We start from the raw sequence: 25996 nt of genomic DNA on the forward strand, positions 1-25996 counted from the left end.
GCGCAATGCCAGTGAGTTAGGCCGTTCTCGCAGGTGGGGAGGGGGGCCAGGTGACCCTGAGTGAGTAACTGACGTTGCTGGGAGGGCGTGACTGGTCCGGTTTCTTYACTTCGAAGGTGTTCTTCGGCGGCTTCTTCACTCGTTGGCAGCGGCGGTCGCGGCGCTGTGGGAGGAGGTCGTTCAGGAGTTCCTGGACGACCTCGCGTCGGGCGGTGTGCAGGGTCTGGGGGTTCGCTGCCGCTTGTCCGGCAACTTTGAGCCGGGCGAGCTGCACGGTGGTGGTGAAGGAAATACGGTCGGGGTCGACTTGGCCCTGCTCGGCCGCGTGAACCTCCAGGGCGCACAGGGCCTGGTAGACGGTGAGGAGTGCGTAGACCTCCTGGCAGACGAGTTCGGGTGTCTTGGAGCGAAGGATGAACCCGGTGCCTCGCAGGCGGTTCTTGAGCTCCGCGAATCCGGTCTCGATCTCCCAGCGCTGGTGATAGATCATGGCCAACTGCCGGGCTGGGGCGAGTTGGTGGTCCAGCAGGCTGGTCGACATTCGGAACGTCTCGGTCTGGGCCGACCCTCCGCGGGGCCGGATGGTGACGGTGTATTCGATGATGCGTACCAGGTGGCCTTCTGGCAGCCCGGTCGGTGTCCGGCCATGGAAGCGGGCGTTGCCCAGGCGCTGGCTCTCGGCCGGGGTGGGCATGACGGATAGGTACGAGCCGTCCGGCAGGACCCACAGCGGGGGGAGGATCAGGTTCTTCTTGATCCTCCAGGCGAGGTGGCACCCGGTCGCTTCGACCAGGCCCCACAGTTCATGGCCGGCGAAGTTGCGGTCCGCCAGCAGCAGCATTCCCGGTCGCAGGGCGGCGAGCAGGCGGCGGGCGAGCTTGTGCTCGCTGAACCTGGCTACCGAGTCGAAGGCGGCGTCGATGATGGCGTGGGTGCCGCACTCGGTCAGGGCCATCAGTCTGACCTGCGGGTTTCCGCTCTTGTTGGTGCCCTCGCGACCGGTGAATCCGAACTCGGCGGCGTTCTCGGGGGTGTCCGGCACGTCCAGCGCGGTGCCGTCCCAGGCGACCAGCCGCAGCCCGAAGGCGAACGCACCCGCGGTGGTGGGCGTCGCGAGCGCGCCGCACCGACGTTCGAAGAGCGCCTGCAGTGGCTTGTCGCCCAGGCGCTGGCGGGCCCTGGTGAGCGCCGAACTGGTGGGAAGACGCTGGACGAACCCGCCCGGCAGGTGCCGAAGTTTCTCGGTCAGGGTCCGCAGGACCACGCGATACCCTGGCGGACCGGCGCTGTCCGAGCTGCTGAACAGGCATAGGGCCAGGACGAAGTAGACCACCGCCCGGGCCGGCAGCAGCCTGCGCCGACGCTCGACGCGCCCCGTCAACTCCAGTACCTCATCTACCACTTCGGGTGTGATCTCCTCGGTCAGTACGCCGAGCCGGATCCTGTCGCCGAACTGCGGCTCCATCTGAATTCGACGGGTTCGCGAGGATGTCGGGCAGGCCACTGTCATGGCGGACGAGGCACAGGCGATGGCAGACTGAGCGCCCAACGGAGCTCCCTTGCGGACAGTCGGATCTTGGTCGATCTTCTGTCTTACCGGGGGCTCCGTTGCTGTGTCCCGAGATCATCTGGCGCCTCATCAGATTGAGGCGAACTGCCCCATGCCGCCAGGGGATTTATCCACCCAAATCGGCGATCGATATGCGCTCTACCTGCAGTGATGCGCTAACTCACTGGCATTGCGGGCGCCTTCACCGCCGGGATCATCTCCCGGCTCATCAGAGATTGAGGCGAACTGCCCCATGCCGCCAGGGGATTTATCCACCCAAATCGGCGATCGATATGCGCTCTACCTGCAGTGATGCGCTAACTCACTGGCATTGCTCCCACCGGCGATGATCTGGACTGTCTAGATCAAGAGCATCGTTCGGGAGCGGCACCCAACGGGTGAAGAATACCGGCTGGGATCACCGGCTCGCTGTCCGGGCCGACGGTAAGAACCTGATCGGCCACGTCGGGGTGGTGCTGCTGCGCAAGGTCGCCGACCGCGTTGGGCTGACCACCGCCCTGAGCGCCGCGTTGCCACGCGGTGTCGGTCCGGGGTGGCGCGATCGGGGACAGGCGTTGGTCCAGTTGGTGTGCGCGATCGCGCTGGGGGCCACCAAGATCCTGGAGGCCGAGCAACTCCAGCAGCACTGGCGGCCGTTGTTCCCCCTGCCGGTCTCCGACAGCACCCGGTGGCGCACGCTGGAGGCGATCGACGGCCCGGTGCTCGCGCGCATCGAGCGCGCCCGGGCCGCGATACGCCGGGTGGTGTGGACGTTCCTGGCTTTGAGGCCCGGCGGGTTTCCCTGGATCGCGGTGGGTGGGCGGGCGCTGACTGGCTGGTACGTCCTGGACCTGGACGCCACCCACGTCACCTGCACCAGCCGCAAGCAGGGGGCGGCTGGCACATTCAAAGGTTCGTACGGGCATCATCCGCTGGGGGCATGGGTGGCCAACACCCGCGAGTGCGTCACGATGCTGCTGCGGCCCGGCAATGCGGCCTCCAACGACGTGGCCGACCACCAATCGGTGCTGGCTGCGGCACTGCGCCAACTCCCCCTGCCACTATGGTCGAAACTGCTGGTCCGCGTCGATGGCGCGGCCTTCAGCCACGCCCTCCTCGACCACCTGCAGAGGCTGACCACCAGCCGACGCCGGGTCCGCTGGGTGACCGGCTGGGCCATCAACACCACCGACGAGCAGGCGATCGCCCTGCTGCCCGAGAGCGTGTGGAGTGCCGCACTGCGGCAGGACGGCACGGTGCACGAGATCACCAGCCCCGACGGCGACTGCATCTCCTACCAGGCCGCCGAGCTGACCGGGCTGCGCGACCTGACCGGCTGGCCCGAGGGAATGCGGCTGATCGTACGCAGGGTCAAGCCCTCCCGCCGGGACCTGAAGAAGCTCACCGTCTTCGAACGGCGCACCGGATGGCGTTACCAGATCGTCGCCACCAACATCCCTGCCCACCAAGGGCTTTCGGGTGTACCGGGCTCCGGTCAAGCGTGGTTCGTCGATGCTCTCTACCGTAATCACGCCGAGGTTGAGGACAGGGTGAAGGCGATCAAGCGGGTCGGGCTCGGGCTCCTGCCCTCGAAGTCGTGGCAGCTGAACACGGCCTGGGTGCTGGCCGCAGCCCTCGCCGCCGACCTCGACGCCTGGACCCGGCTCCTCCTCCTGCACGACGAGCCCGAACCCGCCGCCGCGCAACCAGAGACGCTCCGCGGGAAGCCCTACAACCTGCCCGCCCGCCTCACCACCCACGCCCGCCACCGCATCCTGCACCTGGACCGATCCTGGCCCTGGGCCACGGCGTTCACCATCGCCTGGCAGCGGTCCACCCAGCTGCCGGCCCCCGACTGCCGGCCGATCACCAGCCCGACGACCAGGAAGGAGGGGACCGCACCACCCTCGGGCCCGTAGAACCCGACGCCCCGCAGCGTCGCGCGACGGCCAGTCCCGACACGGCACGGGACATATCGGGCAGCCAGCCGCCCACCACGACGCCGCCAGACCGCAGACGAATCGAGGTCAAGCGCCTGCGTTCCTGGCGAGCCGTCAGCTGACGCCGCAGCGACCAAGATCCCCGACTGTGAGGATGGCGGAGGTACCGCTCGGGGGTCTGACCCGATCCCCGATTGACGCTTCGGCTGTCCTCACTCTGAATCGTCGACCCTCCGAGCGGTGCCGTTGCGCGTACCGGCCGGCGATCGTGACCTCATAGGAGCTTGACCCAAGCGGTCCCATCACAGTCGTGTCCCTCTGCCGGCCGGTGCGCGCAAGTCCATTCACCGCGCACGGAAGGACCAACCCGGCCACCATGCAACAGCCCATCGAGGTGATCGGCGGGATCGACACCCACACCGATGCCCACCAGGCCGCCGTCATCGACAGCATCGGCCGGCACCTGGCCACCGAGTCCTTCCCCACAACGCCTGCGGGCTACCATTCGCTGTTGGAGTGGCTGCGCTCCCACGGCCAGGTGCTGGTCGTGGGCATGGAGGGCACCGGCTCCTTCGGTGCCGAACTCGCCCGCCACCTCCGCGCCAATGAGATCACCGTCATCGAGGTGGACCAGCCGGACCGTCGAGCTCGCCGCGCGGCAGGCAAATCCGACCCCATTGATGCCTACGCCGCCGCCACCGCGGTGCTCGCAGGCCGCGCTACGGGCACCCCGAAGCATCGCGACGGTGTGGTCGAGGCAATCCGCGGCCTGCGCGTCGTACGCGCCAGCGCCGTCAAGTCCCGTACCCAGACCATCAACCAGATCAAGTCACTGATCATCACCGCGCCCTCCGCGGTACGCGAAGCACTGCGCTCACTGACCACCACCGAGCTGGTCCGGCGACTGGCCACCAGCCGCCCCGGTGCCGATCTCGCCGACCCGGCCACCGCCGTCAAAGTCGCCCTCAAGCGCCTGGCCAAGCGATACCGGCACCTGAGCGAGGAAATAGCGGACGCGGACGCCGATCTGCGCGTCCTGATCGCCCGCACCGCGCCTGGCTTGCTCGCGCTGCCGGGTGTCGGGACGGAGACCGCCGGGCAGTTGCTGGTCACCGCCGGGGACAACCCCGACAGGCTCGCGTCAGAGGCGTCCTTCGCCCACCTGTGCGCCGCCGCACCTGTGCCAGCCTCCTCCGGGCGAACCGACCGCCACCGACTCAACCGCGGCGGTGACCGCCAGGCCAACCGAGCCCTGCACACGATCGTGCTGGTACGCATGCGCCACGACCCGCGCACCCGCGACTACGTCGCACGACGCACCCTCGAAGGACTCAAGACGAAGGACATCTTCAGATGCCTCAAGCGCTTCGTCGCGCGAGAGGTATACCGCCACCTCACCAGCGCATACGGCAGCACACCATCGACCTCTCCTGCGGCTTGACGATCTATAGGAGCTTCAGAGTCAAGCTCAGAAGCCTTGATCATCTGGCGTCGCGTCGCTTGCTTCCAATCGGGCAGACGGGCCGTCAGCTGCCATACGGCGCAAGCCCGGTTCATCTCACCCGCCGAGAACGCATCGCCCCTGAGTCGTGAGGGGGTTGAGTTCTCGGCTTTCCGGCCCGGGACCGCCCGCCCCGCAGGCGGCGCCCGCCCTGTAGAGCGAGGATCACCGAGGGATTGTGCGCGAGGCGCTCGGCCGGTAAATCCCGGCCGAGCGCCTGTCTAAGTCGATCGTGGCCCGATCAAGCGGCCCCGCATTGTAAAGACTCGGCAAATTCGCTTAGTTATCCGACGTAAAAGCGTCTGCCCTGCCGGATCGACCAAGTAGACGGCGCGGCTTTTCTTGTGTAGTGCGGATCAATTGTGGCGAGTAAAGTCTGGAACATCTGCAATTGACTCTGGATTCTCGATCGACCGAGCGGTCATTCCTTGGGGGGCTCGCACGCGCGAGACTGATATACCATGCAGGCATGAGTCGCACCAGAATAGTGCATATCCGATCCTAGTTTCAATGTCAACGATGTACCGAAGTTCAAGCTGGCATTGGCGGCAGTCCGGGCAGGGTTCAGCGCGCATTGCAGTGCGATCGTCACCGATTTGAGCGAGAGTTGCTAGCCATTTCTCCCGGTCGCCCATTATCCAAGCCTTCCATTGTAGTAGTTCCAGAATTGCTCTTCAGTGGCATAGGCAGCTCGCTCCCAAGCGTGCTCTTGCTCGATGGATGATGCGGGGCCGTGCAATCTTACCTGCATAACGTGCATTCGTTCGTGGCCAATTGTCTTGACAAGGTTCTCCATGGATGAGAATGCATCTGGGTACAATGTTATAGTACGGCCATCTGGCGAGGTATGCCCATAGAGGTCCTTTCCTATGAGATCCGTCTGGCGATTAATCTTAATGGTTACCCCGTTCAATTCGACGCCTGCATCCTTGGCGACCTGATTCACCACGCGCTTCTGCATCGCAATGGGGAGGGCTGACAGGCCACCAGTATTGGATGTGCGGCGTTCGAGGCCGGGGGAGGCGCCACTGTCCGACGCGCCTATGGGGGCTGGCTCGGACTTTGGGGTTATGGGCGCTTCGGGGCTGGCGGGGTTTACCTTGGATGCAGCGCCTTCGGCGCCTTTGGCTTCTCGGGCGGCGTTTTCGAGTGCGTTCTTGGCTGCTTGGGATTGGGCGAGGTCACGTGCTGCGGCTGTGGCTGCGGATTCTGCAGCGGTTTCACCGCCTTTATTCCTAAGGCCTTTGAGTTTGCTGGCGATAGCGGCTCGCGCTGCGGCTATAGCTTCTCCAGCAACAGCATCCAGTTCACCGGCGGGTATGAAGAATGTTAGGACGGTGCCCAAAAGGGCGCCGTCCTGGCCCCTGGCAGTGGTTTCGTCGGCGCCAAGGTGATGGGCTACTGCGCGCGTCGCATCGACCGCAGGTTTGGCGGTAGAGGGAACCACGAGTTCCGCAATGCCCAAGAGATTGTTTTCGAGGCCCCAGAGGAAGTCTAGCTTCGTCCCGCTCTTGGCCGTGTTGGCTGGTACTCCGCTGCAGTCGATGACGTAGCCGCAGAGCTGTATGAAGCCGTCTGAGGCTCCGTCGTTGCTTTCGTTTCTCTGGAGTCCGGTGGGGTCACTGGTGGTGGTGGGGTTGTTGCCGGAGTAGGTGTAGCCGCCCATTTGGTTGGGGTCGCCGGGTTGGAAGAGTGGGTCGGCGGTGAGGAAGCGGCCGATGGCGGGGTCGTAGTTGCGGGCGCCGAGGAGGTTGAGGCCGGTGGTGGTGTCGGTGGGCAACCCGAGGTAGCCGTGGTTGTCGGCCCAGGTGGATGGTGCGGTGCCGCGGGGGTTGCCGTAGGGGTCGTAGGCGCGGCGGGTGACGGTGAGGCTGGAGGCGTCGACTTGGAGTTGGGCGGTGTGCTGGGGGTTGGTGGGCTGGTAGGTGACGGCGCCGGTGCTGGAACTGACGATGGTGGTGCCATCGGGGTTGCTGAAGTAGCGCAGGCCGCTGACGGTGTCGGTGGACTTGTTGAGGGTGAGTTGTTCGGCTCCGCCGAAGAGGTAGAGCACCTTGCTGGCGGGGCCGCTCTGGATGAGCAGGCCGCCGGTGGCGTCGTAGAGGTAGCCGGTGTCCTGGTTGGCGCCAGTACCAATTTTGGTGGTGGCGGTTTCAGTGCGGCCTTCGGCGTTGTAGGTGAAGGTCTGGTTGGTGACGGTGGTGCCGGTGTTGGCGCGGTCCTTGGTGTTGCCGGCCGCGTCGTAGTGGGGGGTGAGTGTGGTGGTGCCGGTGGGGCCGACGGTGGTGATGGTGGTTGCGGTGTTGGGCTGGTTGGCTGTGGTGGTTCCGGCGCCGGGGTAGGTGCTGGTCTGGGTGACGTTCTTGGCGATGTTGCCGGTGATGTCGCGCTTGACGTGTTGGGTGCGGTCGCCGAGGAGGTTGTACTGCCAGGTCTGCCAGTAGGGGGCGGGTCCGCCGATGGTGGCGGGTGCGGGAGCGGTGCTGGTGCAGTTGGCGAGCTGGCCGGCGGTGGGGGTGGTGATGCCCTGGGTGTCGGTCCAGGCGGTGGTCAGACGGTCGAGGCCGTCGTAGCCGAAGCACTGGGTGTCGGTGGCGAGGGTGACGCCGCCCGAGGACTGGGTGTCGCTGACGGTGGTGAGGTTGCCCGCCGGGTCGTAGCCGTAGGTGGTGTCGGAGACGGGGCTGTTGGTCGCCGTCTGGAGGCTGACGCGGTTGGTGTTCAGGCGTCCGGTGGCGTCGTCGTAGGTCTGCGCGGTGCGGAACTGCTTGCCTGCGTCGCCGTAGGTGGACTGCAGGATCTGACCCAGAGGGCTGTAGCTGGCGATGTCCAGATAGCCGGCCCAGTCCGATCCGGAGGCGACGAGCCCACCCTGCAGGTTGTAGCCGTAACCGACCGTCTCCGCGTCCAGTCCGCCGGCGGCGCCGTAGACGCTGTGGGCGAGCAGGCCGACGTTGGGTGTGTAGTCGGCTCCCAGGGTGTAGGTGCCGGCGAGTTTGCCTTCCTTGGCGGGGATGGTGACCTTGGTGCCGGTGGGCTGGTAGGCCGTGTTGTAGCCGGTGACCTCCTGCACATAGGCGCTGCTACCGGTGCCGGAGCCCCCGCTGTAGCGGGTGCTGGAGGTGGGGTAGCCCTTCTGCAGGGTGTCGTAGGTGAAGCGTGTCAGCTGCTTGGTGACGTCGCTGGTGCTGGTGCCGTCAAAGGTGGCGGTGGGGCGGCTGAGGATGTCGTAGGTATTGGAGATGGTGCGGGTGCGGGCGTCGGTGGTGCTGGCGACCCGGCCGAGACTGTCGTAGGTGATGGAGGAGGGGCCGGCGTCGGGGTCGGTCTGGGAGGTTTTGCGGCCCAGCAGGTCGTAGGTGTAGGTCCAGGTGTTGCCGACGGTGTCGGCGACTGTGGCGACCTGCCCGGCGCGGTTGTAGGTGTAGGTGGTGGTGACGTCACCGACGCCGGTGCCGCCGTGCGCGACGGTGGAGGTGGTCCGGCCGCGCCCGTCACGGAACGCGGTGGCCGGGATACCACCGGAGGGGGGTGTGCTGTCGGTGCGGTCGACACCGGGGTAGGCGGTGGTGGACTGCCACAGCGGGCTGGCCTTGCTGGCGAGCGTGCTGATGGTGGGTCGGCCCTGGCCGTCGTAGGTGGTGAGGGTCTGCGAGGGCAGCGTGTTCTCGACCTCGACGAACAGTGTGCTGCTCGGATCGGTGGTGATGTCGGCGTACGGTGCGGTCGATGAGACTGCCCAGCCGTGCGAGTCATAGCGGGTGGAGGCGATCAGACGTCCGGCCGAGTTGTTGGCGGTGGTGGTCTGGCTCTGGCGCTTGGTCAGGAAGCCGTCGTAGATGTCGACGGCGGTGCTGTAGGAGTTGTTCTCCCGGAGTGTCTGGCTGGTTACGGCGGACGGATCGGGCTTGGTGCCGGCACCGTGGATCGCGTACGTGAACTTGCGGTCCGGGCTCTGGGTGGCCTTGTCGCGGCCGGGGAGCCAGATCTGGGTGCGGCGGCCGAGGCTGTCGTAGGTGGAGTCGGTGATCTTGCCGTTGGCGTCGACGGCGCGGGTTGCCAGGCCACGTGCCGGGGCGATGGTGCTGCTGGCGTTCCAGCCCAGTGGGTTGGTGGTGGCGACCTGCGTGGGCAGCGTCGCGGTCGCGGGCGTGTAGGTGGTCGTGGTGGCAGAGCCGGCGGCGTCGCGGGACCTGGTCACACGGCCGTAAGAGTCGTAGGTGATGGCACCAGTGGTCCGGAAGACCGGGTTGCCAGCGCCGTCGTAGGAGGTAGCGGTCTGCATGGCGGTGAGCAGGCCGAGGCCAGTGGCATTGGCTCCGATGGTTCCCAGGGCGCCGGGGTTGGTGACGGTTCCGTCGCCGTCGTAGAAGAACCGATTGTGAGCGACGGTTGTGGCGGTGCCCGCCGTGGTGCCGCAGGGCCCGGCGACGGTGATGGTCTCCTTGGGAAGGGCGAGCATCATCGGGTTCGCCGCAGGTGCGTTGGCGTAGGAAATGGTGGTGCAGTTCTCCTGCGCGGCAACGCCGGTATCGCCCTTGTCGTCGACCGTTTCGGGCCGGCCCAGGCCGTCGTAGCTGGTGTCGGTCCGGATGGTGCGCCACGCTCCACTGGCGAGTAGCCCCAGGGAGCGTTGCGAGGCTGAGATGATGCGACGGGCGGTCAGCGGCGGGAGCGTGGACAGCTGCTGCGGTGCCGGTGTCTGTGATGTCCAGGCCGTGCGCGGCAGGCTGACGGTGTCGGTGACGACAGGTGCTGTGCCGAGGGCCTTTCCGGTGATGGTGCCACCGGCCTGGGTGTATGCGGCAGTCTCCTGGGCCGTGCCGGCGAGCCAGTTGCTGTCGGGGGTGGGCTCACCCAGGGAGTTGGTGCGGCTGACGGTGCGTTGGGTCTTGTCTGCCTTGTAGTCGCCGTCCATGCCCTGCAGGTAGGAGGTGACGGACTGGGTGATGGGGTCGGGCGCGGCGCCGGTAGTGGTGGTGATGGTGCGGTAGCCGCGGAAGTCGTTCCAGGTGCGGTACTTGTCGTCGGTGAGCTCGGAGTCGTCCCGGTGCCAGGCCGCGCCGTCGCTGTAGGTGTACGTGGTGATTTTGGCGGGAGATGCGGCCTTGGTGAGGTCGTTGTTGGTGACCTGGGCGACGAGCGTCTTGTGGAACCAGTCGGCGATCGGATTCACGGCGCCGGGCGTCGTCCACCACACCGGGTAGCACGCCATCGTGTTGTTGTCGGCGGAGGTGGGCATGGTGCCGTTGACCCGGGAGCATTCCGGGTCGCGGTAGGTGACCGCGATCGACTCGCCCGTCTCGGTCTGGATGCTGGAGATCCGGGGCCGGTACAGCGGCGGGGCCGCCGGGGTGAGGCCGTCGACGCGGTTGCTCATCTCGATGCCGGAGAAGGTCACCGGATCGGTGGGCGCGGCCTGACCGCCGCCGGCGCTGTTGTCCAGGCCGGTGCGCTGGATCTTGGACAGCCACATCACCGACTGCAGCTGGCCCGCGTTGGCGGGGTCGACCGTCTTGCCGGTGACGGGGTCCATCGTGCCGCCGGCGTCCGAGAACAGATGCGTCAGCGCGTACGAGTCGACGTCCTGCCAGGTGGTGCCGACCTTCACCTTGGTGGTGATCGACTTCAGCCGGTAGGTGGACCAGAACGTCGGCGAACCCACCTGGCAGACATTGCTGCCGGTCCCCGAAGTCGCCATCCCGGAGGTGCAGTTCAGGTTGTACGGGGCGTCGGGCCAGTTCGTCGCCGTCGACGAGGACAGGTTGGAGTACTGGCACACAGTGTCGGAGGTGACGCAGCGCTGCCCCGGGTTGAAGACGACCTTGGCCGCCGGCTCCCGGCTCGCCTTCGCGTCGGCGAGCTTGTAGCCGTAGGAGATCTGGGTGAGGTAGCCGCCACGGGTGTACGGCGTCAGCGTGCCGCCGCCCCCGGACTGGACGACCTGACCGTAGCCACGGTTGTAGTAGTTCGTCTCGTTCGCCCAGTCGTAGCGCTGAACGTTGCCGTTCGGATCGACCACGAAGTCGAGGTTGAACCGGTAGCCGGGCTGCGCTGCGCACTGGGAGTTCTTGCCCGTCGCGGAGCTGTAGCAGGGGTCGCCGGGGTTGGGGTGGTAGACCGGAGCGGCCCAGGCGCTGTTGGTGGCAGCGTCCGTGGTGGTGCCCGGTGCGTGGTTGAGGCCGAGGTAGTAGGCGGTTCCGTCGGTCGTGGTGACCTTGAAGTACTCGCCGTTCCACATGCCGTTCGAAGCACCGGTCAGCAACTCGACCTTGGTACCGTTGTCGTTCTGCAGGTGGTAGACACCGTTGCCGTCGCGGACCAGCTCGCCGGACGCGGAGCCGAGCGACAGGGTGGCGTTCCAGCCGGCCCAGCACTCATCACCGGAGTCGGTGATGCCGCTGTTGGCACAGGACTTGTAGGTGCGCTCGACGAAGCCGGGCGAGTAGTCCCAGCCGTCACCGATCCACGAGGCCTGCGAGTTACGTGCCGACGTCTTGCCGTCCACGGACTGCGAGTTGTACGACAGACCCACCGAAGGCGCGGAACCACCCAAGGACGGCGGCACGCTGATCGGGTACCCGTACGTGAAGGTGCCCTGGCTTGAGCCCCACGAACCCGACCCCGACAGCGAGGTGGTGGAGTAACTGCCCTGCGAGCCACCGGTTCCGGACACAGCGGCGACCGCGATACCGGAGGACGCGACCGCATCCAGTCGCATCGACGACACCTCGGCGCCGTCTGCGGTCTGCCCGCCCTGTGAGGGCAGCAGCACGACGGTGGCGGTGAGCTTGTGCGTTACCGGGTCGTTGACCGTCTCCAGCGGCTGCTGGGTTCGGCACGACGCGACCTCGGGTGTCGTCAGTGCGCACGCGGGCATCTGGACCAGGTGCAGCCGCGTGGCCCAACCACCGCCATATGCCTGCGCGAACGAGCCGTAGTCGACCGACACCGACACGGCACCCGCGTCCTGGCCGTCCTGCCGGGTCAGCCCGACCAGCAGCCCGTCCACGTTTGCAGCCTGAGCCTTGGTGCGATCGACGGTCTCGACCTTCACCGAGGCTGGCGTGCCTTGCGGCGCGACGCCCGTCGCACTCCTGGCCCGCGCATCAGCAGCAGCCGGAGCAACGGACACCGGGCCCGAAGACGCCTGCGCGCCGCCGGGCTTGACTGTGCCCGTTGAGGCGGCAGGCCACTTGGCTGCCTCCACCTTGTGGGAGCGCAGTTCGCGCGCACCCACGGGCACCGACGCAGTAGGCGTCGTGGAGCTGCCGTCCGCGTTGTGGCCCTGGACCTTCGGCAGGTCCGGCAGCGGATCCGCCGCCCACAACTTGTCCGTGTACTTGTACGGCCCAACGAGAGTCTCAGCGCTCGCTATCGGCACCATCAGAGACATCGCTGTCAGGACCGCTGTGAAGAGGGTTCCCCCTCTGAATCTGGCGCGACCAGGCGCGACCCTCATACTTTTCGAGCGTGCGTGCACGACGCGCGTTCTCCCGTCAATCTGTTTTGCGGGCCTACTGATGGCCCGACATGTCGTTGACCAGGACAGATGCCTGGCGGCGGAACGCTATTGCCAGCGAACCAGGGGGCGCAATAGCCTTCCCCGGCCGCCAGGAACGCCTACCAGGCTTTATTGATGACGGAGTGTCATTGCCAAATGAGGCGAAGTCGTTCTTGATGGAGCGAAACGGGGCGAATCTCGGGGGCGGGCAGTTACGTCAGCGCCAGGAGTCGCGCCATGTTTGGCCAAAGCTTTGCAATCTTTAAGGAATCTGACGATGTATCACAAAGACTCTCGGCTGCCTTCGCGGCGGTCGCGTCATCGTGCTCTCGCACTCGTAGCCGCAGTGGCTGCCACTCTGACCGGGCTCGGTGGGCAGGCGTTCGCGGACGACCGCCCGTGGGCTGTTCCGCCCGGGAACATGACGCCGCCTGCCAGTGCCGTCAGTCAGCTGGCGTCGGCGCCCGACGGGCCGGTGCAGGTTGCCAGGGCGAAGGCGAAGAGCACGGGTAAGCCGGTGACGGTCGATGAGTTGACCACTCCGACCAGTCTCACCGTCGCGAACCCGAGCGGCACGCTGACCCGCACCGACCACCAGCAGCCCGCCCGGGTCAAGAAGGACGGCAGCTGGACTCCGGTCGACGCCACCCTCGCCAAGAACCCCGACGGCACCTACGCACCGAAGGCCACCCCCTCCGGCGTCGTGCTCTCCGGCGGAGGCAGCGGACCGCTCGCCACCTTCACCGACGCCAAGGGCCGCAGCCTCTCCCTCACCCTCCCGTTCGCCCTGCCCGCACCCACCGTGTCCGGCGGCAGTGTCAGTTACGCGAACGTGCTGCCCGACGTGGACCTTAAGGCCACCGTCACCGAGCAAGGTGCGTTCCGTGAGGTCCTGGTCGTCCACAACGCCGCCGCGGCCGCCAACCCCGCCCTGAAGAACCTGCGCCTAGCCACCGCCACCAACGGGCTAACCGTCACCGCCGACCAGGCCGGCAACATCACCGCCAAGGCATCCGATGGCGCCGCCGTCTTCAATGCACCCGCCCCGGTGATGTGGGACTCCAACGTCGCCACACCACCGGCTGCCGATGCCGCCAAATCGTTGGGCGCCCCTGCCGCAGCAGCGGCAGAAGCTCCCACGGCTCCGGCCGCGCCCTCCACTACTGTCACGGTCGACGCGTCCGATTCGGCTGTCTCCTCCGAGAAGGGCCCCGGCCGCGACGCGCACCTTGCTCCGATCGCTGTCAGCACGGACAGCACAGGTCTGACCCTGACTCCGGACGCCGAGCAGTTCACCAACCCGGGCACCACGTGGCCGGTCTACATCGACCCCTACGTCAACCCCGTCACCGGTGGCACCAACCACTACACCCAGGTCAAGGAGGGCTGCCCGACCACACCCACCTACGACCAGGCGCAGGAGAACGGTGAGGGCATCGGGTTCCAGCAGTACAGCAGTCAGTGCTACGGCCTCTACCGGTCGTTCTTCGAGTTCGACATCAGCTATCTCAACAGTCGTATGGTGATCTCGAGTTCGACGCTGACCTTCACCGAGACCCATGGTGGGGACAAGAACTGCTACGCACCGCTGCCGGTCACGCTGAAGCTGACCGGCGCGATCAACGGGAACACCGTGTGGCCCGGGCCGGGTGAGGTGGCCACCATCGGCTCCACGACGGTCCTGAGTTCCAACGTCTCGATGGGCTGCGGAAATCACCCGGTCCCCTTCGATGTCACCGGCACGGTCCGGCAGTGGCAGACCAACGGCAACCTGACGTTCGGCCTGTACGGCAACGAGAGCAAGTACGACACCAACTACGGGTTCATGCGGTTCAACACCAACCCATCCATGCTGACCGTCTACGACATCGCGCCGAACACGCCCACCAACGTCGGGACCACCCCGGCGTCGCAGAACCCCGCCGGGCCGGCGTGCGGCTCGGGCTCGCCGGGCTGGATCGGGATGACCAGCCTGAACGGCAACGCCTCCAACATCACCCTGGACGCCACGCTCACCACCGACATGAGCGGTGTCAATCTCAAGGCGGGCTACCACGTCTGGGACAACATGGCCAACAACGGCTCCGGCTCTCCCGCCGACGCCGCCTGGCCCGTGAGTCCCGGTTGGTCCGCCACAGGTACAACGGTCAGGACCAACATCGGTGGCCCGGTAAGTGACGGCCACCAGTACGGGTGGAACGTCTGGGCCAGCGACGGCACGCTCGGCAGCCCGAGCTCGGCGTACTGCTACTTCAACGTCGACCTGAGCCCGCCGACCCTGGCAGCATTCACACCGTCAGCCGCCTTCCCGCCCCTGGGCAGCGGCACACCCACCACCGCGCACGCCGGTGACACCGCCACTGTCAGCGTCAGCACTACCGACCCGGTGCCGGGCGGATGCACCCTCAACGCCTGCATCAGCAGCGGCGTCCAGACGTTCCAGTACTCGCTGGACACCAACATCCCCGCCTCCGGTGCCAACACCGTGACCGGCACCGTCACCAACGGCGTGGCCACCGCGAGCATCCCCATCACCGTCCCGAACAACCAGTGGGGCACCCACACCCTCTACGTCCGGGCGATCGACAACGCCGGCAACACCCAGGCCACCGCAGCGACCTACAGCTTCTATGCCCCCTGGAACCCCACCGCCAAGGTCACCGCAGGTGACCTGACCGGCGACGGCAAGCCGGACATGCTCGCCACCACCACCGACGGTAACCTCATCCTCATCGGAGGCAACTCCGACCCCAGTGCCGCACCGGTCACCGCCTCCACCAGCGGGCAGAGCCCGGAAAGGGACGGCTGGAACAACTACCTCATCGCCCACCGCGGCAGCCTTACCCAACAGGGCATCGACGACCTCTTCGCCTACAACAAGTCGTCACACCAGATGTACGGCTACAAGAACGACGCGACCACTCTGGGCTCCGACGGGTCCGTCGGCACCGCCGGGTACTTCACCCGCACCGAGAGCGTCCAAAACCCCCTGGGCCATCGAGCCTGCACAACCAGCAACGGACCACTCACCTGTGCCGGGCACCCGTCCGACTGGTCCCAGCTCACCCAGATGATCGCCCCCGGAACACTCTCCGCCCCCATCTACAACGCCGCGCACCCAACCAGGCCCGTCAGCCTGGTGCCGGACTTGATCACTATGGAGAACGGCAAACTCTGGTACTACATCGGCGGCAGGGACCCCAGCACCTACACCCGCGACGTCCGCCCCATCGGCAGCGGCGACTGGAGCAACACCACCCTGGTCGGTGTCGGCAACGTCGGCGCGACCGTCACCGGCACCGGGCCCAGCGCCATCACCACCGGCGGCACCCCCACCCTGTGGGTCCGCAACAACGTCACCGGATCCATCAGCAGCTTCCCTCTCACCTTCGACAACGACGGCAACCCGACCAGCGTCATCGCCGCTCCCACCCGCGCGCCCCTGGTGTCCGGAGTCGTCGACACCGCCGGCAAGAACATGTGCCTTGACATCGCCAGCTCCAACACCACCAACGGCACCCCTGCGCAGATATGGAACTGCAACGGCGGCACCGCCCAGAGCTTCACGCTCGGCACCGACAACACCATCCACGTCCTCGGCAAGTGCCTCGACGTCAACGGCGGCTACCGCGACAACGGCACCCTGGTCCAGATCTGGGACTGCAACAACACCGGCGCCCAGCAATGGATCCCCGGCCCGTTCCCCGGCACCCTGCAGAACCCCCAGTCCGGACGCTGCCTCGACGACCCCAACAGCAACCAGACCCCAGGAACCCAACTGGTCATCTGGGACTGCGGCGGCAGCGCCAACGCGAACTGGGCCGCCACCACACCAGGCAACGCACTGCCCACACCCCAGCCGATCCTTCCCGTGGGCATCAACGGCAAGACGTACCCAGCGATCTCAACCCCCGGCGATGCCAACGGTGATGGCAACCCCGAGCTCCACGCCATCTCCACCAGCGGCCAGATCGTCAGCTACCCCGGCGCAGCCCCGGTCAGGTCCGACCGCTGGAAGCTCACCGACAGCACCAACACCGTCAAGCCGGCCAACAGCCTTACTCTCAACGGCGGGGCCGCCTTCACTGCTGATGCCGCCCGTGGCACTGTCCTGACCGGTAATGGCACCACCGCCTACGCCGCCAGCACCACCGCCAGCGTCGACACCAGCAAGAGCTTCACGGTGACGGCGTGGGCCAAGCTCTCCAGCCTGGCCAACAGCTCCAGCTTCGTCTCCCAGCCCGGCACGAGCGCAGGCGGCTTCCACCTCTACTACTCCAGCTCGGCCCAGGCCTTCGCCTTCGGCCACGCATGGGCCGACGACACCACCGGAAACCAATCCGTCGCCAACGGTCCCACCACCGGCAACGCCGCCCCCAAGGCCGACACCTGGACCCACCTGGCCGGCACCTACGACGCCACCAGCAAGCAGCTCACCCTGTATGTCAACGGCGCCACGGCAGGTACCGCCGCCTACAACGGCACCACCTGGAACGCCACCGGCCCGGTCCAGATCGGCCGACGCGCCCTGTCCACCAACACCTTCAAGGACTACCTCGCCGGCTCCGTCAGCGACGCCCGGACCTACCCCACCGCCTTGGTCGACTCATCCGTCAGGGCCGACATGGCCGACGTCGCCCAGTTCAGCCCCGCAACCACGCTCGGATACCTCGCGCAGCCCACCGACCGGTGGCGCCTCGCCGACAACAAGGACAGCATCCGCACCAACGACCTCACCCTCACCGGCGGCGCCGGCTTCACCACCGACGCCACCCGCGGCACCGTCCTCAACCTCGACGGCTCCAACGGCTCCCGCGCCAGCACCACAGGCCCCGTCGTCAACACCACCCAGAGCTACACCGTCTCCGCCTGGGCCTACCTGAACAACACCAACGCCTACGCCAACATCGTCGGCCAGTCCGGCACCAACGTCAGCGCCTTCTACCTGCAGTACTCCAGAGCCTTCAACGCCTGGACCTTCACCGCCCCCAACACCGACACCACCTACCCCACCGCCTTCCCCGCCGCGTTCGCGAGCACCCCGCCCGCGCTCAACACCTGGACCCACCTCGTAGGCGTCTACAACGCCACCAACCAAACCATGAGCCTCTACATCAACGGCACCCTCGTCAGCACCGCAACCAACACCACCGCCTGGAACGCCACCGGCCCCCTCACCATCGGCAACGCCAAAAACGAAAACCCCTTCCCCGGCAAAATCAGCGACGTCCAAACCTGGACCACCGCACTCCCCGCCGCAGCCATCGCCACCCTCAACACCGGCACCCACCCCACCCCAGTCCAACTCAGCTGACCTGACACACCACCACAAACACCGGTGCCCCGTCGTCCCACACGACGGGGCACCCGTCCATCCCGGGTCTGTACAGCTAAGGGCTCTGTCCCGAAGACGACCCGTACAGTCCCCTGCTACCGCATAGGGCAGCAGGGGCCACCCTGCCCCGACCTGAACGAAGGCCCAGCACAAGATCTTCAGGAGCCTTCTAGACGAGTAGTTCCGAAGTTCCGTGACCAGTAGTGTCGCCCTGGAGTCGGCTCTCGGGCCGTTGCCTGAGCATCCGCGCCTCACCCTGGACGCTGACAACGACTACCGCCTGATCCGCGCAGGGAACAGGCGGTCAGGCCCTCCCGACCGCCCGTTGGGCCGGTGACCGTCTGGGATGGCATCGCTTGATCTCTATCCACAGGCCGGGTGCAGCAGAGTGGGTGCAACCCCAGCCACCTCCGCACCGGCCGGGCGCCGATCCATCTCTGTCACTCACCGTGACGGCCAACTGGCCACTGCACTATCAACTGCGGTACTGCAGAAATGACTGCACTGAATCATGCGCTACTGCAATCTTTCGTGCCGCTCGACACTCCACCGGGTACCGTTCCCGGGTGCGTACTCACATCGTCTGGGACTGGAACGGCACCCTGCTGCACGACATGGCAGCGGTGGTGGAGGCCAGCAATGCCGCCTTCGCCACGCTCGGGGTGGCGCCGATCACCGTGCAGCAGTACCGGGAGCTGTACTGCTTCCCGATACCGAAGTTCTACGAGCTGCTGCTCGGCCGGGAGCCGAGCGCGAACGAGTGGCTGGTGCTGGACGCCGCCTTCCAGGACCGGTACGAGGAACTCAGCGACGCCTGCGGTCTGACCGAGGGCGCGGCCGAGCTGCTGACGGGGTGGCAGGCGGCCGGCCGCAGCCAGTCGCTGCTGTCGATGCACGAACACCACCGGCTGGTGCCGCAGGTCCGGGCCCGGGGCATCGAGGAGCACTTCGTCCGGGTGGACGGCCGGGTCGGCGAGTCGTACGGGACCGGCAAGACCGACTACCTGCGGCAGCACCTGGCGGCGCTGAACGCGGACCCGGCGCACACCGTGCTGATCGGTGACGCGGCGGACGACGCGGTGGCCGCGAAGAACGCCGGGGCGCACGCGGTGCTGTACACCGGCGGTTCGCACACCCGGGAGAAGCTGGAGCCGCTCGGCGTCCCGGTGGTCGACTCGCTGGCCGAAGCGGTGCGGCTGGCCGAGCGGATCGTGGTGTGAGCCACGTCGGTTAGGGCGTGTCAGCTGCGGCGATTCGGTTGACGGGTGGTCAGGCTGGGGGCTGAGCGGAAGAGAGTGAGCCAGCCATGCCCATCGACGCAGTCACCCAGGTCCCCGAGCCGGTCAACGAGCCCGTGCGCGGCTATGCCCCAGGCAGCCCCGAGCGGGACCGGCTGGAGCGCAGACTGGACGAACTGGCGGCGGAGCAGATCCCGCTGCCGATGACCATCGGCGGTGAGCAGCGGTTCGGCTCCGGCGAGCGGACCGACGTGGTGCAGCCGCACCACCACGCCGCCAAGCTCGGCCTACTGGGCAACGCCACCCGGGAGGACGCCAGGCTCGCGGTGGACGCCGCGCTGGCGGCCGGGGCCGACTGGCGCGCGCTCTCCTTCGACGACCGGGCCGCGGTCTTCCTGCGGGCCGCCGACCTGCTGGCCGGGCCGTGGCGGGAGACGGTGGCGGCGGCCACCATGCTCGGCCAGTCCAAGACCGTGCAGCAGGCGGAGATCGACGCCCCCTGCGAGCTGGTCGACTTCTGGCGGTTCAACGTGCACTTCGCCCGGCAGATCCTGGCCGAGCAGCCGAAGTCTTCGCCGGGGGTGTGGAACCGCACCGACCACCGCCCGCTGGAGGGCTTCGTCTACGCGGTCACCCCGTTCAACTTCACCGCCATCGCGGGCAACCTGCCGACCGCGCCCGCGCTGATGGGCAACACCGTGGTCTGGAAGCCCGCGCCCACCCAGACCCTGGCGGCCCATCACCTGATGCGCCTGCTGGAGGCGGCCGGGCTGCCGCCAGGGGTGATCAACCTGGTGACCGGCGACGGCCAGGCGCTCTCCCAGGTCGCGCTGGCCGACCCGGCGCTGGCCGGGCTGCACTTCACCGGCTCGACCGCCACCTTCCAGTCGCTCTGGCGCACCATCGGCAGCAACATCGGCTCGTACCGGAGCTACCCGAGGATCGTCGGCGAGACGGGCGGCAAGGACTTCCTGGTCGCGCACCGCTCGGCCGACCCGGACGTGCTGCGCACCGCGCTGCTCCGGGGCGCCTTCGAGTACCAGGGGCAGAAGTGCTCGGCGCTGTCCCGGGCGTACCTGCCACGGAGCCTCTGGCAGAAGATCAAGGACGAGTTCCTGGCCGAGGTGGACGCGCTCACCGTCGGCGACGTCAGCGACCTGTCCAACTTCATGGGCGCGCTGATCGACGCCAAGGCGTACGCCCGGGTGACCGCCGCGATCGACCGGGCGGTGGCCGACCCGACGGTGGAGCTGGCGGCCGGCGGCCAGTACGACGACGCGATCGGATGGTTCGTCAGGCCGACGGTGCTGGTCAGCTCCGACCACCGGAACGAGATCTTCAGCCAGGAGTACTTCGGCCCGGTGCTGGCCGTGCACGTCTACGAGGACTCGCGCTGGGACGACGTGCTGAACCGGGTCGACTCCGGTGCCCCGTACGGGCTGACCGGCGCGGTGATCGCCACCGACCGGTACGCGATCGCGCAGGCGATGGAGCGGCTGCGGTTCGCGGCGGGCAACTTCTACGTCAACGACAAGCCGACCGGCGCGGTGGTCGGCCAGCAGCCGTTCGGCGGCGGCCGGGCCTCGGGTACGAACGACAAGGCGGGCGCCGGGCAGAACCTGCTGCGCTGGACCTCGGCCCGGTCGATCAAGGAGACCTTCGTGCCGCCGACCGAGTACGGCTATCCGCACATGGGCTGAGGACGGATTGGACAAGGTGTCCAGGACGGGCCGATCTTCCTACGGGTTTGCTCCTCCATGTCCCCTGACACCTTCGTTTCCTCCGGTTAGGCTGACTGGCGTCGTCGGGTTTCGGTCGCAGGCCAAACATCCCTAGTACCCGGACGGACGTCGCTTCATGCGTGCCATGAGCGGTTTTCCTCCGATGCTGCGGGAGGATTGCGAGCAGACCCGGCGGTTGAGACCAAGCCATCACCGAGTCACGCAACGGCGCGCGACAGGAGCCAAACAGCCATGCAGACCAAGCTGGACGCAGCCAAGGCCGAACTGCTCACCAAGGCAGCACACGCCGCTGAGAACAGCCAGGTGGGGGGAGCGGCGCCAGGGGAAGGTCTGAGCAACGGCGCTCTGGCCGCGTACCTGCACCACTACTACCTCCACACCGCCCCCGAGGACCTGGTGGACCGGGACCCGGTCGACGTCTACGGCGCCGCCGCCTCCCAGTACCGGCTGGGTCTCAAGCGGCCCCAGGGCACCGCCGAGGTCCGGGTGTACACCCCGACCGTCGAGGAGAACGGGTGGTCCTGCGGCCACACCGTGGTCGAGGTGGTCACCGACGACATGCCCTTCCTGGTCGACTCGGTCACCAACGAGCTGACCCGGCAGGACCGCGGCATCCACGTGGTGATCCACCCTCAGCTGGCAGTGCGCCGTGACATCACCGGCAAGCTGCTGGAGATCCTCGACCTGGACGCCTGCTCGCGCAGCCAGGCGGCCGGCGCCGAGTGGCCCGCCGACGCCACCGTCGAGTCCTGGATGCACATCGAGATCGACCGGGAGACCGACCGCGAGGACCTGCGCGCGATCGAGACCGGTCTGCGCCGGGTGCTGGGCGACGTCCGCGAGGTGGTCGAGGACTGGGCGAAGATGCGCGACTCCGCGCTGCGCCTGGCCGACGAGCTCGCCGAGGTGCCCCCGGCCCACCTGTCCGAGCAGGAGGTCGGCGAGGCCTGGGAGCTGATGCGCTGGCTGGCCGACGACAAGTTCACCTTCCTCGGCTACCGCGAGTACGACCTGGCCGAGCACCAGGGCGAGGAGGTGCTGCGGGCCGTCCCCGGCACCGGGCTCGGCATCCTGCGCTCCGACCCGCTCAGCCACGACACCGACCACCACCCGGTCTCCGAGGCGTTCGGCCGGATGACCGCGCCGGTCCGGGCCAAGGCGCACGAGAAGAAGCTGCTGGTCCTCACCAAGGCCAACAGCAAGGCCACCGTGCACCGCCCCGCGTACCTGGACTACGTCGGCGTGAAGAAGTTCGACGCCCAGGGCAACGTGATCGGCGAGCGCCGCTTTCTCGGCCTGTTCTCCTCCGCCGCGTACACCGAGTCGGTCACCCGGATCCCGGTGGTCCGCCGCAAGGTGCAGGAGGTGCTGGCCGGTTCGGGCTTCTCCGGCGAGAGCCACGACGGGCGCGACCTGCTGCAGATCCTGGAGACCTTCCCCCGGGACGAGATCTTCCAGACCCCGGCCGAGCAGCTGCTCTCCATCGCCACCAGCGTGCTCTACCTGCAGGAGCGCCGCCGGCTGCGGCTGTTCCTCCGTCAGGACGAGTACGGGCGCTACTTCTCCGCGCTGATCTACCTGCCGCGCGACCGCTACACCACGCGGATCCGGCTCCGGCTGATGGAGCTCCTCAAGCAGGAGCTGAACGGCGACAACATCGAGTACTCGGTGTGGTCCACCGAGTCGGTGCTGACCCGACTGCACTTCGTGGTCCGGGTCGCCAAGGGCAGCGAACTGCCCAGCCTGACCGACGCCGAGATCGAGCGGATCGAGTCCAAGCTGGCCGAGGCCGCCCGGTTCTGGATGGACGGCTTCAACGACCAGCTCCACATCGAGCTGGGCGAGGAGCGCGCCGCCGAGCTCGGCCGCCGCTACGGCAACGCCTTCCCGGACGGCTACCGCGCCGACTTCCCGCCGCGCACCGCGGTCGCCGACCTCAAGCAGATCGAGTCGCTGAGCGGCGAGGGCGACTTCCGCCTGAACCTGTACCAGCCGGTCGGCGCGGGTGACGACGAGCGCCGGTTCAAGATCTACCGGGTCGGCGGCCCGATCTCGCTGACCGAGGTGCTCCCGGTGCTCCAGCGCCTGGGCGTCGAGGTGCTGGACGAGCGCCCGTACGCGCTCACCCGCGAGGACGGCACCAAGGCCTGGGTCTACGACTTCGGGCTGCGGCTGCACGAGGCGACCACCCTCACCGAGGAGGCCCGCGAGCGCTTCCAGGACACCTTCTCGGCCACCTGGACCGGCAAGGCGGAGAACGACGGCTTCAACGAGCTGATCCTCAGCGCCGGGCTGACCTGGCGTCAGGCCGTGGTGCTGCGCGCCTACGCCAAGTACCTCCGGCAGGCCGGGAGCACCTTCTCCCAGGACTACATGGAGGACGCGCTCCGCAACAACATCCACTCCACCCGGCTGCTGGTCAACCTCTTCGAGGCCCGGCTCAGCCCCGGCCACCAGCTCGGTGCGGCCGAGCTGACCGAGGGCATCCTGGAGGAGCTGACCGGCGCGCTGGACGAGGTCGTCTCGCTGGACGAGGACCGCATCCTGCGCTCCTTCCTGCACCTGATCAAGGCCACCCTGCGGACCAACTTCTTCCAGCACGCCGAGGACGGCGACTGGCACTCCTACGTGTCGATGAAGTTCGACCCGAAGGCCATCCCGGACCTGCCCGCGCCCCGCCCGGCCTTCGAGATCTGGGTCTACTCGCCCCGGGTCGAGGGCGTGCACCTGCGCTTCGGCAAGGTCGCCCGCGGCGGTCTGCGCTGGTCCGACCGGCGCGAGGACTTCCGGACCGAGATCCTCGGCCTGGTCAAGGCCCAGATGGTCAAGAACACCGTGATCGTCCCGGTCGGCGCCAAGGGCGGTTTCGTCGCCAAGCAGCTCCCCGACCCGTCGGTGGACCGGGACGCCTGGTTCGCCGAGGGCATCGCCTCGTACAAGACCTTCATCTCGGCGCTGCTCGACATCACCGACAACCTGAAGGCCGGCGATGTCGTTCACCCCGTCGACGTGGTCCGCCACGACGAGGACGACACCTACCTGGTGGTCGCCGCCGACAAGGGCACCGCGACCTTCTCCGACATCGCCAACGGCGTGGCGGAGTCCTACGGCTTCTGGCTCGGCGACGCGTTCGCCTCCGGCGGCTCGGCCGGGTACGACCACAAGGGCATGGGCATCACGGCGCGCGGCGCCTGGGAGTCCGTCAAGCGCAACTTCCGCGAGCTGGGCGTCGACACCCAGTCCGAGGACTTCACCGTGGTCGGCATCGGCGACATGTCCGGTGACGTGTTCGGTAACGGCATGCTGCTCAGTGAGCACATCCGGCTGCTGGCCGCCTTCGACCACCGGCACATCTTCCTCGACCCGAACCCGGACGCGGCGGTCTCCTACGCCGAGCGCCGCCGGCTGTTCGACGTGCCGCGCAGCTCCTGGGACGACTACGACAAGTCGCTGATCTCGGCCGGCGGCGGGATCTTCCCGCGGAGCGCCAAGTCGATCCAGCTGACCGCCCAGGTCCGCGAGCGGCTCGGCATCACCGAGTCCAAGCTGACCCCGGCCGAGCTGATGAAGGCGATCCTGCAGGCCCCGGTGGACCTGTTCTGGAACGGCGGCATCGGCACCTACATCAAGGCCACCGCCGAGACCAACGCCGAGGTCGGTGACAAGGCCAACGACGCGATCCGGGTCAACGGCGGCCAGGTCCGGGCACGCGTGGTCGGCGAGGGCGGCAACCTCGGCTGCACCCAGCTCGGCCGGATCGAGTACGCGGCGACCGGCGGCCCCGAGGGCACCGGCGGCTGGATCAACACCGACGCGATCGACAACTCGGCCGGGGTGGACACCTCGGACCACGAGGTCAACATCAAGATCCTGCTCAACCAGGTGGTCGCCGACGGCGACATGACGGTCAAGCAGCGCAACAAGCTGCTCGCCGAGATGACCGACGAGGTCGGCCACCTGGTGCTGCGCAACAACTACGCGCAGAACGTGGTGCTGGCCAACGCGGTCGCCCAGGCCGCCTCGATGGTCGACGTGCACGCCCGGATGATCAACCGGCTGGAGGCCGACGGCCAGCTCGACCGGGGCATCGAGTTCCTGCCGACGGACCGTCAGATCCGGGAGCGCCAGCAGAGCGGCCGCGGGCTCTCGCAGCCCGAGCTGTCGGTGCTGCTCGCCTACACCAAGATCACCCTGGCCGACCAGCTGCTGGCCACCGAGCTCCCCGACGACCCGTACTTCCGCACCGCGCTGCACGAGTACTTCCCGAGCGCGCTCCGGGTGAAGTTCGCCGAGGCGATCGACAACCACCCGCTGCGCCGCGAGATCATCACCACCCTGATCGTCAACGACACGATCAACCGCGGCGGTTGCACCTTCGCGTTCCGGCTCCGCGAGGAGACCGGCGCCACCATGGAGGAGATCGCCCGGACCCACGCGGCGGCGCGCGCGGTCTTCGGCCTGGAGCGGATCTGGGGCGAGATCGAGGGCCTGGACAACGTGGTGCCGGCCCGGGTGCAGACCAAGATGCGGCTGCACACCCGGCGGCTGGTCGAGCGGGCCACCCGGTGGATGCTCAACAACCGCCGCCAGCCGCTGGACATCGCGGAGAACATCGCGTTCTTCCAGGGCCGGGTCAACCAGGTCTGGGACAGCCTGCCCAAGCCGCTCCGCGGCGAGGACCTGGCCTGGTTCGAGCTGATCCAGCGGGAGTTGGCCGCAGCCGGTGTGCCGGACGAGCTGGCCGGCCGGATCGCCGGACTCTCCTCGGCCTTCCCGACCCTGGACATCGTCGGCGTCGCGGACCGCAACGGCGCCGAGGTGACCGACGTCGCCGAGCTCTACTACGACCTCGCCGACCGGCTCCAGATCACCCACCTGCTGGACCGGATCATCGAACTGCCGCGCACCGACCGGTGGTCCTCGATGGCCCGGGCGGCGATCCGCGAGGACCTGTTCGCGGCGCACGCGGCCCTCACCGCCGACATCCTCTCCTGTGGCCCCGAGGGCGCCTCGCCGGAGGAGCGGTACGCGGCCTGGGCGGAGCTCAACTCCACCCTGCTGAGCCGGGCCAAGACCACCCTCGACGACATAAGGGGTTCGGACAAGTACGAGCTGTCCAGCCTCTCGGTCGCGATGCGGGTGATCCGTACGCTGCTGCGCACCACGCGCTGACCGGTAGGTGAGTGA

At 67.7% G+C, this 25996-nt stretch carries 8 protein-coding genes; 6 read left to right on the plus strand and 2 right to left on the minus strand.

The genetic code is table 11. From position 1 onward, the window contains the following. Nucleotides 1-16: 16 nt before the first annotated feature. The gene (locus ASC99_RS28705; RefSeq protein WP_057237464.1) at nucleotides 17-1465 is read right to left on the minus strand and encodes an IS4 family transposase; all 1449 of its coding nucleotides are present in this window, start codon (nucleotides 1463-1465) and stop codon (nucleotides 17-19) included. A 482-nt stretch (nucleotides 1466-1947) separates the two neighbouring features. Here ASC99_RS28705 and ASC99_RS36765 point away from each other — a divergent pair, with 482 nt between their 5' ends. Together ASC99_RS36765 and ASC99_RS28715 are read left to right on the plus strand one after the other, a co-directional pair. Continuing rightward, a complete protein-coding gene (locus ASC99_RS36765; protein WP_063857224.1) occupies nucleotides 1948-3468 on the plus strand; it encodes an IS1380 family transposase in 1521 nt (506 codons plus the stop codon). Nucleotides 3469-3865: 397 nt separating this feature from the next. Continuing rightward, on the plus strand, nucleotides 3866-4930 hold the full coding sequence (locus ASC99_RS28715) for an IS110 family transposase (protein ID WP_057237466.1): 1065 nt from the start codon (nucleotides 3866-3868) through the stop codon (nucleotides 4928-4930). A 694-nt stretch (nucleotides 4931-5624) separates the two neighbouring features. Here the strand turns inward: ASC99_RS28715 and ASC99_RS41990 are convergent. After that, complete coding sequence (locus ASC99_RS41990; protein WP_162257935.1) at nucleotides 5625-12386, minus strand: RHS repeat domain-containing protein; 6762 nt, start codon at nucleotides 12384-12386, stop codon at nucleotides 5625-5627. Nucleotides 12387-13026: 640 nt separating this feature from the next. Here ASC99_RS41990 and ASC99_RS28725 point away from each other — a divergent pair. The 4 genes from ASC99_RS28725 (at nucleotide 13027) to ASC99_RS28740 (ending at nucleotide 25981) form a co-directional block, all read left to right on the plus strand. Further along, entirely contained in the window at nucleotides 13027-17808 is a 4782-nt protein-coding gene (locus tag ASC99_RS28725; protein ID WP_157543672.1) for a LamG domain-containing protein, read from the plus strand. A gap of 587 nt (nucleotides 17809-18395) precedes the next feature. Further along, nucleotides 18396-19049 carry an HAD family hydrolase gene (locus tag ASC99_RS28730; protein WP_082598719.1) on the plus strand — a complete coding sequence of 218 codons (654 nt, stop codon included), beginning with the start codon at nucleotides 18396-18398 and terminating at the stop codon, nucleotides 19047-19049. Nucleotides 19050-19141: 92 nt separating this feature from the next. Further along, nucleotides 19142-20767: an L-glutamate gamma-semialdehyde dehydrogenase gene (pruA, locus tag ASC99_RS28735; RefSeq protein ID WP_057237803.1), complete on the plus strand. Its 1626-nt coding sequence runs from the start codon at nucleotides 19142-19144 to the stop codon at nucleotides 20765-20767. A gap of 273 nt (nucleotides 20768-21040) precedes the next feature. Further along, nucleotides 21041-25981, plus strand: a complete 4941-nt coding sequence (locus ASC99_RS28740) for an NAD-glutamate dehydrogenase (RefSeq protein ID WP_057237472.1) — start codon at nucleotides 21041-21043, stop codon at nucleotides 25979-25981. Nucleotides 25982-25996 lie beyond the last annotated feature (15 nt).

The organism is Kitasatospora sp. Root107, from assembly GCF_001424875.1.
Taxonomy (GTDB): domain Bacteria; phylum Actinomycetota; class Actinomycetes; order Streptomycetales; family Streptomycetaceae; genus Kitasatospora.